At 72.6% G+C, this 11,788-nt stretch carries 10 protein-coding genes and 3 pseudogenes; 10 read left to right on the forward strand and 3 right to left on the reverse strand.

The features are described from left to right. The 7 genes and pseudogenes from JM949_RS09675 to JM949_RS09705 form a co-directional block, all read left to right on the forward strand. Positions 1-347 (forward strand): annotated as a pseudogene (locus JM949_RS09675) (nitrate- and nitrite sensing domain-containing protein); the annotation flags it as partial. After that, the gene (locus tag JM949_RS09680; RefSeq protein ID WP_203148081.1) at positions 347-769 is read left to right on the forward strand and encodes a roadblock/LC7 domain-containing protein; all 423 of its coding nucleotides are present in this window, start codon (positions 347-349) and stop codon (positions 767-769) included. The pseudogene JM949_RS09675 and the gene JM949_RS09680, both read left to right, overlap by 1 nt. Then, positions 759-1,148 (forward strand): DUF742 domain-containing protein, encoded by a 390-nt coding sequence (locus JM949_RS09685; RefSeq protein ID WP_203148082.1) that lies wholly within the window; start codon positions 759-761, stop codon positions 1,146-1,148. The genes JM949_RS09680 and JM949_RS09685 overlap by 11 nt, the downstream gene beginning before the upstream one ends. Continuing rightward, positions 1,129-1,731 carry a GTP-binding protein gene (locus JM949_RS09690; protein WP_203148083.1) on the forward strand — a complete coding sequence of 201 codons (603 nt, stop codon included), beginning with the start codon at positions 1,129-1,131 and terminating at the stop codon, positions 1,729-1,731. Before JM949_RS09685 ends, JM949_RS09690 begins: the two co-directional genes overlap by 20 nt. 87 nt (positions 1,732-1,818) lie before the next feature. Further along, a complete protein-coding gene (locus JM949_RS09695) occupies positions 1,819-2,856 on the forward strand; it encodes a lactonase family protein (RefSeq protein WP_203148084.1) in 1,038 nt (345 codons plus the stop codon). Positions 2,857-3,013: 157 nt separating this feature from the next. Next, positions 3,014-4,771 carry a substrate-binding domain-containing protein gene (locus JM949_RS09700; RefSeq protein ID WP_203148085.1) on the forward strand — a complete coding sequence of 586 codons (1,758 nt, stop codon included), beginning with the start codon at positions 3,014-3,016 and terminating at the stop codon, positions 4,769-4,771. 212 nt (positions 4,772-4,983) lie between these two features. Next, a pseudogene (locus JM949_RS09705) lies at positions 4,984-6,464 on the forward strand (sugar transferase). A gap of 7 nt (positions 6,465-6,471) precedes the next feature. Here the strand turns inward: JM949_RS09705 and JM949_RS09710 are convergent. Beyond that, positions 6,472-7,602 carry a PP2C family protein-serine/threonine phosphatase gene (locus tag JM949_RS09710; protein ID WP_203148086.1) on the reverse strand — a complete coding sequence of 377 codons (1,131 nt, stop codon included), beginning with the start codon at positions 7,600-7,602 and terminating at the stop codon, positions 6,472-6,474. Positions 7,603-7,660: 58 nt separating this feature from the next. Here JM949_RS09710 and JM949_RS09715 point away from each other — a divergent pair, with 58 nt between their 5' ends. Further along, on the forward strand, positions 7,661-8,035 hold the full coding sequence (locus JM949_RS09715) for a MarR family winged helix-turn-helix transcriptional regulator (protein ID WP_238432869.1): 375 nt from the start codon (positions 7,661-7,663) through the stop codon (positions 8,033-8,035). A 317-nt stretch (positions 8,036-8,352) separates the two neighbouring features. Here JM949_RS09715 and JM949_RS36745 read toward each other — a convergent pair whose 3' ends face one another. Then, positions 8,353-8,769: a PP2C family protein-serine/threonine phosphatase gene (locus tag JM949_RS36745; protein WP_238432870.1), complete on the reverse strand. Its 417-nt coding sequence runs from the start codon at positions 8,767-8,769 to the stop codon at positions 8,353-8,355. On the opposite strand from JM949_RS36745, the gene JM949_RS36750 reads away from it, so the two are divergent. Then, entirely contained in the window at positions 8,762-9,175 is a 414-nt protein-coding gene (locus JM949_RS36750) for a hypothetical protein (protein WP_238432871.1), read from the forward strand. The two genes, JM949_RS36745 and JM949_RS36750, sit on opposite strands and share 8 nt — an antisense overlap. Before the next feature lie 103 nt (positions 9,176-9,278). On the opposite strand, the gene JM949_RS09725 is transcribed toward JM949_RS36750, so the two are convergent. Beyond that, entirely contained in the window at positions 9,279-10,517 is a 1,239-nt protein-coding gene (locus tag JM949_RS09725) for an ROK family transcriptional regulator (RefSeq protein WP_203148087.1), read from the reverse strand. 78 nt (positions 10,518-10,595) lie between these two features. On the opposite strand from JM949_RS09725, the pseudogene xylA reads away from it, so the two are divergent. Continuing rightward, positions 10,596-11,782: pseudogene (xylA, locus tag JM949_RS09730) on the forward strand (xylose isomerase). The last annotated feature ends 6 nt before the right edge of the window (positions 11,783-11,788 follow it).

Here is an 11,788-nt window from a genome sequence, read left to right on the forward strand (position 1 = left end):
CTCGTACCCGTTCGGCGACGGCCCTGCCGGCCGGCCCGGCCGCGCCCGCCGAAGCGTCGGTCAGGCCGCCGGCAACCGCCGGCGACGCCGGGTCGACGACCTCGAACGAGGCAGCCGACGAGCTGGACGGCCTGCCGCAGCGGGTACGCCGCCGTACCCCCGCCGCTCAGCCCCGGTCGACGGTCACCGACACGCCGTCACCCCGCTCTCCGGAGGAGGTCCGCCGGGTGATGGCAGCGCTACAGGCCGGCACCGCGCGCGGACGCGCCACCGTCATCACCCCCACGGCACCCGCCGGCCCGCCACCGCCCCCCGAAACCCCGACCGCGACTGAGAGGGACGCCTAGTGCGGAATTCGACGAAGCAGAGCGCCGGCCTCGACTGGTTGCTCGACGAGCTGGTGCAACGCGTGCCGGCGGCCCGGGAGGCGGTGGTGCTGTCCGCCGACGGTCTGCTGCTCGGCTGCACGACCGAGTTGGAGCGCGCCGACGCCGAGCACCTCTGCGCACTCGCCGCCGGCTTCTCCAGCCTGGCCCGTGGGGCCAGCCGGCACGTCGACGGCGGCCCGGTCCGGCAGACCGTGGTGGAGATGGAGTCGGCGTACCTCTTCGTCACCGCCGCCGGGCAGGGTGCCTGCCTGGCGGTGGTGAGCGACGCCGACGCGGACATCGGGCTGGTCGCGTACGAGATGGCGATGCTTGTCATCCGGGTGGGGGAGAGCCTCGCCGCGCCGGCCCGGTCGTCGGCCGGAGCCGGTGATGCGGGCTGAGCCGCCCGGCCCGCAGCACGAGTGGCTGGACGGCGACGCCGGCCCGGTAATGCGCCCGTACACCCTCACCGGAGGCCGGGTACGCTCCGCCGTCGACGGTTTCGACCTGGTTGCGTTCGTGTTGGCCGGATCGGACGTTGACGCGGCGAGCCACCCGCACCTGCTGCCGGAGCACCGACGGTTGGTCATGTTGGCCCGCCGGCCGGTGTCGGTGGCCGAGTTGGCAGCCGAGCTGGACCTCGCTGTCGGTGTGGTCCGGGTCCTCCTCGGCGACCTCCTCACCGAGGGCCTGGTCGCGGTGCACGAGCCGCCGGCCGCCGGCATCCTTCCCGACGACGACATCCTCAAGGCGGTGGTCAGTGGACTCCGTGCGCTGTGACCAGGTGGGCACCAGCACCACCATTCCGCTGGCACTGAAGATCCTCATCGCGGGGGGCTTCGGGGCTGGCAAGACCACGCTGGTGAGTGCCCTGAGCGAGGTCCGTCCGTTGCAGACCGAGGAGGTGTTGACCGGTGCCGGGGTGGGCACCGACGACACCTCCGGGGTGGAGGGCAAGTCCACCACCACGGTGGCGATGGATTTCGGTCGGATCACCATCAACGACGACCTGCAGGTCTACCTGTTCGGCACCCCGGGTCAGGACCGGTTCTGGTTCCTCTGGGACGAGCTGGCCTTCGGCGCGCTCGGCGCGGTGGTGCTGGCCGACACCCGTCGGTTGGCCGACTGCTTCCCCTCCATCGACTACTTCGAGCAGCGGGGCATCCCGTTCGTGGTCGGCGTGAACTGCTTCGACGACTCCCGCCGCTTCAACCTGGAGACCGTACGCCGAGCACTCGACCTCGACCCGGACGTGCCGATGGTGCTCTGCGACGCCCGGGACCGGCAGTCCTGCAAGATGGTGTTGATCTCTCTGGTCGAGCATGTCGCCCGGCAGCGCGGCGAGCCGGTGCCAGCGGCCTGAGATCGGGGCCGGAAAGCCGGTTAACCGGCGGGCAACGCGGGCAGCCTCTGGTTGGATCAACGGAGGACGCCGGCGGAGGAGTGCGACGTGAGTGGTCAGGGTGAGGTCGTCCACATCGGGGGCTACACCGCGCAGAGTGGTGGTCGGGGCAGCGGCATCGTCGCGGCGCGTCGCGACCCGGGCACCGGGGCGCTCACCCCGCTCGGCACGGTGGCGGTCACCCCGTCGCCGTCCTTCCTGGCGCGGCATCCCACCCGGCCGGTGCTCTACGCGGTCAACGAGTTGACGGACGGCGAGATCAGCGCCTGGCGGGTCGGGGCGGACGGCGCGCTGGACCCGCTCGGCAGCTGGTCCACCGGCGGGGCCGAGCCCTGCCACCTGGCGGTGCGGCCCGGCGGCGACCACCTGCTGGCCGCGAACTACGGCAGTGGCAGCATCGCCGTCTTCCCGCTCGACCCGCAGGGCGTGCCCGGCGAGCGCACCGACCTGGTGGTGCACGAGGGGCACGGCCCCGACCCGGAGCGCCAGGACAGCGCGCACGCGCACATGGTCTCGCCGGGCACCGGCCGGGGGCCGATCCTCGCGGTGGACCTCGGCACCGACTCGGTCTACCGGTACGACCTGGACGACGCGAGCGGACGACTGGTGCCCCGGGCTCCCCGGATCCGCACGACGCCCGGCAGTGGGCCCCGGCACCTGGCCCGGCATCCGGACGGACAGCGCTGCTACCTGGTCGGGGAGTTGGACGCGTCGGTGACCGCGTACGAGGTGACCGACGACGGCGCGTTGCACCAGCGCGGTCGGGTCGAGGCGAGCGAGCGCTCCGGTCACGTCCAGCCGTCGGAGGTCACTGTCGCCCCGGACGGGCGGTTCCTCTACGTCGCCAATCGCGGGGTGGGCACGGTGGCGGTCTTCGCCCTGGCCGGTGAGCTACCCGAGCTGGTGACCGAAGTGGATACCGGCGGCGAGTGGCCCCGGCACTTCGCGCTGGTCGGGGAGCACCTCTACGTCGCCGATGAGCGGGCGGACATGGTGCGGGTCTTCCGCCGCGACGCCGACACCGGCGTTCCGGAGGCGGTCGGCGAGCCGGTGCCGGTGCCGAGCCCGACCTGTGTGCTGCCCTGAACGTCGGAGTCGAGACGTGAGGACTGCACCGGTTTGGCCACGCCACGGGGCTGCTGCGTCACTCTCCGTCGCGAAAAGGTGGTCAACTGTTTCTCCTCCGTAACTTTAGTCCGAACGGATGTGGCAGAGACGGCATCTTGTACGCAAGATGGTCACCGTGTCTGCAGGCCGCCATCGCATGCGTTCGAAACTCCACCTAGCAGCCGCCGCCGCAACGGCGGGGGTGCTCGTCGTGACGACGGGCGCGTGGTTCGGCTATCGGGAGTTGATCCAGCCCAGCTGTTCCGGGGAGATCCGGCTCGCCGTGGCGGTCGCCTCGGAGCTAGCGCCCGCGGTGGACGCCGCCGCGTCCCAGTGGGTCAAGGACGGCGCGGCGGTGGGTCCAACCTGCATCCGGGTCGACGTCTCCGCGTCCGACCCGGTCGACGTGGCCGCCGTGGTGGCGGCCAAGCACGGAGCTGTCCTGGCCGGCGTGGGGCAGGCCAGTGGCACCGCCGTCAGCCCGGACGTCTGGGTGCCGGACTCGTCGACCTGGCTGTTGCGGCTGAAGAAGGACGCGACGGCGTTCGCCCCGACCAACGGCGCGTCCATCGCCCGCAGCCCGATCGTCGTCGCGATGCCCGAGCCGATCGCCAACCGGCTCGGCTGGCCGGAGAAGAAGTTCAACTGGACCGACCTGCTCAAGCAGGTCAACAACACCAGCACGCCGCTGCGCACCGGGATCGTCGAGCCGACCCGCGACGCGGCGGGCCTGTCCGGCCTGCTCTCGCTGACGGCCGCCGCCAACGGGGCCGGCGGCGACGCCCAGCGCAACACCGTCGGCGCGCTGCGGGCGCTGGCCACCGGGCGCTCCTCGCTCCGCAACGACCTGCTGGCCCGCTTCCCGACGGCCAACGACTCGACCTCCATCGCCAGTGGTCTCGGCGCGGCGGCGCTGTCCGAAGAGGACGTGATCGCCTACAACAGCAAGAAGCCGCCGGTGCCGCTCGCCGCGCTCTACATGGAGCCGGCACCGATGCCGCTGGACTACCCGTACGCGGTGCTGCCCGGCATCGAACCGAGCAAGGCGTCGGCGGCCCGGGTGCTGTTCGAGCTGCTCACCAGCCCCGCCTTCCGGGACCGGCTGGCCGCCCAGTCGCTGCGCGCGCCGGACGGCAACTGGGGTGAGGGCTTCAAGGCCCCGCAGGGTGCGCCGAGCCCGTCCGGCGGCGCGCCGACCGCACCGGCGAACGGCGGTACCGCGGCGGGCGGTCTGGATCCGGCCGCCATCCAGCGGGTCGTCTCCAGCTGGTCGATCGCCACCCAGTCCGGTCGGATGCTGGCCGTCATCGACGTCTCCGGCTCGATGAAGGACGAGGTGCCGAGCGCCAACAACCGCAGCCGGGAGGAGGTCACCGTGGACGCCGCGCGGCGCGGCCTCGGTCTCTTCGACGACTCCTGGTCGATCGGGCTGTGGACCTTCTCCACCAAGCTGGTCGGCAACCGGGACTATCGCCAGTTGGTCCCCATCGGGCCGCTCTCCGCCCAGCGGGCCCAGTTGGAGGGCGCGCTCGCCGGGGTCAAGCCGTCCAGCGGTGACACCGGCCTGTACGACACGATGCTCGCCGCGTACCAGGCGGTGCAGGAAGACTGGCAGCCCGGCCGGGTGAACTCGATCGTGCTGTTCACCGACGGCAAGAACGAGGACGACAACGGCATCAACCAGCAGCAGTTGCTGGCCAAGCTCAAGCAGCTCGCCGACCCGGAGCGACCGGTCCAGGTCATCATGATCGGTATCGGCGAGGGGGTCAGCAAGGCCGAGCTGGAGTCGATCACGAAGGTGACCGGTGGCGACGTCTTCGTCACCAAGGACCCGAGCGAGATCGGCAGCATCTTCCTCAGCGCCATCGCGCGCCGTCCGCCAGCACCGCGCTGATCCGACGCTCAGACGTCAGGGGGCCTGCCGTACGCCGATCCGGTGTGGCGGGCCCCTTTTCGGCCACGGGGTTGACGAAAAGTGACGGCAATACGTCGGAAGCAATCGGCAGTCATAGTTATCGAGGCAGGATGTCGACTGTTCCGGCATGGTCGTCCGCTTCCGGTCCGACCCGTCGGCCGGGGCCATCCTGAGACAGAGGGGGAGGGCCGGTGAGCGCGGCGACACTGTTGACCCCCGCCACGTCGGCGGAGCCGGACGGCCGTCGCGGCGGGCTGGTGGCACGCGCCGACGAACGGTCCTACGTCCGGGTTCTGGTGGTGCTGGACACCACCATCCTCATCTCGGCGCTGCTCGTCGGGTACGTCCTCCGCTTCGGCGACGACGAGCCGACCGGCTCGGACATCCCGTACGTGCTGGTCGCCCCCGGCCTGGTGCTGGCCTGGCTGATCTCGCTCAAGGCGCTCGGTTGTTACGACGACCGGGTGATCGGCTACGGGGCGGACGAGTACCGGCGGGTCAGCTCCGCGAGCCTGCGGCTGGCCGGTGCGATCGCCATCGTCGGCTACATCGCCGACGTCGGCGTCTCCCGGGGTTTCCTGGGCATCTCCTTCGCGGTCGGCACAGTCGGGCTGGAGGTGGCGCGGTTCGCCGCCCGCAAGCGCCTGCACCGGGCCCGCTCGGTGGGCGCCGGCTGGTCCCGCCGGGTGCTGGTGGTCGGCGACACCGCCCACGTGTTGGAGCTGGTGCACACGCTGCGCCGCGAGCCGTACGCCGGCTACCAGGTGGTGGGCGCGTGCATTCCGGACGCGCTGCTCGCGCCGGTGGCGCAGCGGCTGGGTGACGTGCCGGTGGTGGGGTCGTTCCGGGGCATCCCGAGGCCGCCACCGCGATCGGCGCGGACACCGTCGCGGTGACCGCCTCCGGCGAGCTGACCGCGGCCCGGCTGCGACGCCTCGGCTGGCAGTTGGAGGGGACCGGCGTCGACCTGGTGGTGGCACCCGCGCTGACCGATGTCGCCGGCCCGAGGATCCACACCCGCCCGGTGGCCGGCCTGCCGCTGATCCACGTCGAGGCGCCGGAGTTCCGGGGCGCGCGCAAGCTCGTGAAGGGTCTGGTCGACCGGTCCGTCTCGTCGCTGGCGCTGGCTGTGCTGCTGCCGCTGATCGGGCTCATCGCCCTGGCCATCAAGCTGGACAGCCGGGGCCCGGTGCTGTTCCGGCAGGTCCGGGTCGGCCGGGGTGGGCAGGAGTTCGGCGTGTTCAAGTTCCGCACCATGGTGGTGAACGCGGACGCGCTGCTCGCCGAGTTGACCGCGCGCAACGAGACCGACGGCCTGATGTTCAAGATGCGCCAGGACCCCCGGGTCACCCGGGTCGGTCGGCTGCTCCGCAAGTGGTCACTCGACGAGCTGCCGCAGCTGGTGAACGTACTGTTGGGTCAGATGAGCCTGGTCGGGCCGCGCCCGCCGCTGCCCTCCGAGGTGGCCCGCTACGACGGCGACGTGGCCCGGCGACTGCTGGTCAAGCCGGGCATGACCGGCCTGTGGCAGGTCAGTGGCCGCTCCGACCTGAGCTGGGAGGACGGCATCCGACTCGATCTCTACTACGTGGAGAACTGGTCCCTCGCCGCCGACCTCACCATCCTCTGGAAGACCTTCGGGGCGGTGCTGAACGGGCGCGGAGCGTACTGACCGCCGGTCAGGAGTGCGGGCCGGTCCAGTCCAGGCAGACGACCACCGCGTCGTCGGCCAGGTCACCGGCCACGAACGCGCGCAGATCGCCGATCAGCGACCGGACGGCGTCCAGCGGCGCCATCGGGCCGGTCCGTCGCAGGAACCGGTCCAGCGCCGTCTCGCCGTAGCGCACGTGCTGCCCGGTGGCCTCCACCACCCCGTCGCTGACGACGAAGATCCGGTCGCCGACCTGCAGCGGGAACTGCTGCGCGTGGTAGTCGGTCGCCTCGAACATCCCGAGCGGGAACTGCGCCTCGAGCGGCTGCTGGGTGACCTCCCCGTCGCGCAGCAGGACCAGCCGGGGTGAGCCCGCGTCCACCACTGTCATCATCCCGGAACGCAGGTCCAGCTCCATCAGCAACGCGGAGAGGTGCTGCTCGCCCCGGTGCAGGTCGTAGATGGCCTGATCGGCGAGGGCAGCCTGGTCGGCCAGGCTCAGCCCGGCCCGGCGGGCGTTGCGCAGCGCCTGGGTGCCCAACGAGGTGAGCAGGGACGCCGCGACACCCTCGCCGGTGCCGTTGATGGTGGACAACCAGAGCCGCTGCCCGTCGTCGGACCAGTCGAAGCTGTCACCGCGCACCGCGTACGCCGGCTCCAACTGCCCGGCGAGGCTGAACGAGGGTCGGATCCGGCTGCGGCCGGGAAGCAGGTCCCACTGCATCTCGGCGGCGAGGGTGAGGCGCTGGGCGCGGCGCGCCGTCCGGTAGACGTCGGTGCCGGCGGAGACCGCCGCCAGCTCGTGGGCGAGCGCGGTGGCGACGTCGGCCAGCGCGGCGAGGAGCTGCGGGTCGTCCGGGACGGGTGACAGGTACAGCACCCCTCGACGCTCGCCCCGCATGGTGACCGGGATCCAGGCGGTGCCGTCGGTCAGTATCGGCGCCTGGTGGTCGAAGGCCCGCCAGGCGGGGTGGCCGGGGCTGGTGATCGGGTCGGCCTCGCCGAGGGGCAACAGCTCAGCGAGTCGGTAGTCGACCTGATAGAGCTCCACGTCGGTGATTCCGTACGACGGGGCGAGCACGTCGGTGATTCCAGCGACGAGCCGGTCGGCTGATGCCTCGTTCAGGGCACGTCGTGCCCGACTGACCGGTTCGCTCATCCTCACTCCCTCACGGAAAGCTCGACCACCAGCGGGTTCGGAGTAGTCTCGGGCCACCATGGCCGAACTGAACCGTCCACCGGACCCCGAGACGAGTATGGCTGCCGCCCTCGACGCGGCGGCCGCTGCCCTGCTGGGCATCTGGGAATCCGCCCGGGAGGGGACCGCCAACCGGGTCTCCGGAGCTCAGCTTCGCGCGGTGATGGTGGTGGAGCAGTTCGACGGGATCAACCTGCGGCGGCTGGCCACCCGACTCGACATGCTGCTCAGCTCCGCCAGTCGCCTCTGCGACCGGTTGGTCGCCGCCGGCATGCTTGAGCGCGAGCCGGGTCGCTTCGACCGGCGGGAGATCGCGCTGCACCTCACCCCGGAGGCCCGTCGCTCCTCGCCGAGCTGCGGGCCGACCGGCAGGCTCAGATCTCCGCCGTGCTGAGCGCGATGAGCGCCCAGGGCCGCGAGGCGCTGCTGCTCGGGATGCGGGAGTTCGACGAGATCGCCCGCCGCGAGCAGGCGCGGAACGCGGCTGCCGCGGGCGAGCCGCTGGAGGCGACCGGCCGGATGGCCCGGACCGACCCGGTGGGCGGCCAGTCGACCCCAGCCAGCAGACTCGCGCGCTGTGGACCGGGCCGGAACGGTCGGTCGGCGTCGAACGGTCGGCCGGTCCGGAACGGTCGGTCGGCCCCACCCGCGAGTGGCCGGCCGGTGACCCGCCGGTGGCGCGCACCGCCTGACCGGGCCGGAAGGCGTCGGTCACACCGGCGGCGGGACACCCACTGCCAGCATGGCGATGTCGTCGTGCGCCTGCCCGTCCAGCCAGTCGTCGACAGCCCGCAGGACCCGGTCGATGAGCGCCGCCGGTGGCTGCCCGGCCGCCGCCACGAGCACGGCGCGCAGCCGGGCCTCGCCGAACGCCGCCGCGTCGCGCGGCCGCGCGCCCCGGTCACCCCATCGGTGTACGGCGAGCAGCAGATCGCCCGGATCGAGGTGCACCCGGGTCTCGGCGAACCGGGCGGCCGCCAGCGCCCCCACCGGCATGCCGCCGACCGGGATTCCGGTGACCGTGCCGGCGGCGGTGACCAGCAGTGCCGCGGGGTGCCCACCGCCGGCGATCCGCACGTCCAGCCCGGCCGGGCCAGTGCCGAGTGAACCGAGCAGCAGGGTGGTCAACTGGCTTCGTCGCGCCGCGGGAGCGCTCGGCGAGCAGGGCATCGGCGCGGGCCTGCTCCTCGGTGACGTCGTGGACGTACCAGGCGTGGCGGCGGCCGGCGAGTTGCCGTCGGGCACCGCTCAGTCGCCGGCCGTGCTGCTCGGCGTCGAAGTGGTCAGCACCGGTGGCGACCGCCCGGGCCAGGGCCGTCACCGGGCACCCGGCCAGCTCGGTGCCGGCGTCGATCTCTGGAAACAGCTCCGCCGCCATGGCGTTGACCACTGTGACGCGGCCGGTCTCATCGGTCGTCAGCACGGCCTCGGCGAGCCCGTCGAGCAGTTCGCGGGCCAACCGCGGGTCGGCCGGCAGCGGAGTGCCGTCGGGTTGCCGGGCCGTGGTCACCGCCGGACGCCGGCCCGCGTCTGACGACGTGTGCGCCTGCTGCTTCTCGGCTCCTCGCCAGGGATCGTTGCCCGGGGGCGAGGATGCCGATGCCGGGTGACAGCCGGCCACGACGCGGGGGCCGCGATCAGCCCGTGCGGGCCAGCCAGCCGGCGGGCTGGGCGACGATCCGGCGGACCACCGAGCCGGCGGCGCCGACCGCGGCGGCCTCCGCGCCGAGTGTCGACGGCCGGACCGTGACCGGGGACCAGGCGGCGGTGAGCACCCGACCGCTGATCTCGGCCAGCACCGGGGGGCACAGCCAGGGTGCCAGCGCCGCGTAGCCGCCACCGAGCACGACGGTGTCCAGGTCGAGCAGGTTGACGACGCCGGCCACCGCCACGCCGAGCGCCGTCCCGGCGTCGTGCAGCGCCCGAAGCGCGTCGGCGTCGCCGGCCCTGGCCAGCTCGGCCAGTCGGGCCGTCGCGGTGTCCGCGGGAAGCTCCGCCCGGGCCAGCCCGGCAGCGGACACGATCGCCTCCTGGCCGGCGTACTGCTCCAGGCAGCCCTGCCCGCCGCAGCGGCACGGACGGCCCTCGGGGTGGACCGGCAGGTGACCGATCTCGCCGCTCCACCCACGGACGCCGCGGAACAGCGCCCCGTCCAGAACGATGCCGGCGCCGATGCCCACCTCTCCGGAGATGTGCAGGAAGCTGGACGGCCCGGGTGGCCGGGAGTGCAGCTCGCCGAGCGCGGCGAGGTTGGCCTCGTTGTCCACCACCAGCGCCGGCACGCCGGGCACCTGCTCGATCAGCGGCGGGTGCTCGGCGAGCAGCGCCGGAACGGGCACGTCGTGCCAGCCGAGGTTCGGCGCGAGTCGGACCACCCCGGCGTCGTCCACCAGGCCGGGCACCGCGAGCGCGGCCCCGACCAGGGTGAGGCCGTGCCGGGCGGCGTCGTCACGGGCCGCCCCGGCCAGCTCGACCAGTTGGGCCAGGGCGTCGGCGGGGTCAACCGGGCGCAGGTCGACCCGGCGCACGGTGCGGTGCCGCACCTGGCCGGCGAGGTCCACCACGCAGACCGTCAGGTAGTCGACGTTCACCTCCAGGCCGAGTCCGGCCGGCCCCTGATCGGCCAGCACCAACCCGCGGGCCGGGCGGCCGGCGCCCGAGCGGGGCGCGGGGTCGGATTCACCTACCAACCGGCCGGCGAGCAGGTCCTCGACCACCGCGGACACGGTGGCCCTGGTCAGGCCGGTCGCGGTCGCCAGGTCGGCCCGGGAGGGAGGTCGGTCGGCGCTGGCGATCCGGCCGAGGACCAGGGCGAGGTTGAGCTCGCGCAGGCTGCCCTGACGGACTGCGCCGGCCGGGGCGTGGGTGAGGCTCACCCCTTGACAGTGCCATAGTGTGGGCAAATAATTCAATCGCTGAACAAATAGCGGACAACACCACCCCGGAGGTCGCTCATGGCACCCCGTCCCACCCCCGCCGACAAGTTCTCCTTCGGGCTCTGGACCGTGGGCTGGCAGGCCCGCGACCCGTTCGGTGACGCCACCCGTCCCGAACTCGACGCGGTCGAGGCGGTGCACCGGCTCGCCGAACTGGGCGCGTACGGCATCACCTTCCACGACGACGACCTGATCCCGTTCGGCGCCGACGCCGCCACCCGGGACCAGCACATCGCCCGGTTCCGCAAGGCCCTCGACGAAACCGGCCTGGTGGTGCCGATGGTGACCACCAACCTCTTCACCCACCCCATCTTCAAGGACGGCGGCTTCACCAGCAACGACCGCGACGTCCGCCGCTTCGCGCTGCGCAAGGTGCTGCGCCAGGTCGACCTCGCCGCCGAGCTGGGCGCCAGCACCTTCGTCATGTGGGGTGGCCGGGAGGGCTCCGAGTACGACCTCGCCAAGGACGTCCAGGCCGCCCTGGACCGCTACCGCGAGGCCGTCAACCTGCTCACCCAGTACTCCATCGACAAGGGCTACAACCTGCGGTTCGCGCTGGAGCCCAAGCCCAACGAGCCGCGCGGCGACATCCTGCTGCCCACCATCGGGCACGCGCTCGGCTTCATCTCCCAGTTGGAGCACCCGGAGCTGGTCGGCCTCAACCCGGAGGTCGGGCACGAGCAGATGGCCGGGCTCAACTACGCGCACGGCATCGCCCAGGCGCTCTGGCAGGGCAAGCTGTTCCACCTGGACCTCAACGGTCAGCGTGGCATCAAGTACGACCAGGACCTGGTCTTCGGCCACGGTGACCTGATGAACGCGTTCGCCCTGGTGGACCTCCTGGAGAACGGCGGTCCGAACGGCGGGCCGACCTACGACGGCCCCCGGCACTTCGACTACAAGCCGTCGCGCACCGAGGACATGGACGGGGTGTGGGCGTCGGCGGCGGCCAACATGAGCACCTACCTGCTGCTCAAGGAGCGCGCCGCGGCGTTCCGTGCCGACTCCGAGGTGGTCGAGGCGCTGGCCGCCAGCAAGGTCGGCGAGCTGAGCACGCCGACCCTCGCCGACGGCGAGGGCTACCAGGAGTTCCTGGCCGACCGGTCCGCGTTCGAGGACGTCGACGTGGACGCCGTGGCGCCCGGGGCTTCGCCTTCGTCCGGCTCAACCAGCTCGCCGTCGAGCACCTGCTCGGCGCTCGCTGAGGCCGC

The organism is Micromonospora tarensis, assembly GCF_016803395.1.
GTDB lineage: Bacteria > Actinomycetota > Actinomycetes > Mycobacteriales > Micromonosporaceae > Micromonospora > Micromonospora tarensis.

Bases quoted from the DNA above. Each gene is read 5' to 3' on its own strand.
- JM949_RS09685 (WP_203148082.1), top strand. From the start codon at position 759: ATGCGGGCTGAGCCGCCCGGCCCGCAGCACGAGTGGCTGGACGGCGAC.
- JM949_RS09710 (WP_203148086.1), bottom strand. From the start codon at position 7,602: ATGAGCGAACCGGTCAGTCGGGCACGACGTGCCCTGAACGAGGCATCA.
- JM949_RS09715 (WP_238432869.1), top strand. From the start codon at position 7,661: ATGGCCGAACTGAACCGTCCACCGGACCCCGAGACGAGTATGGCTGCC.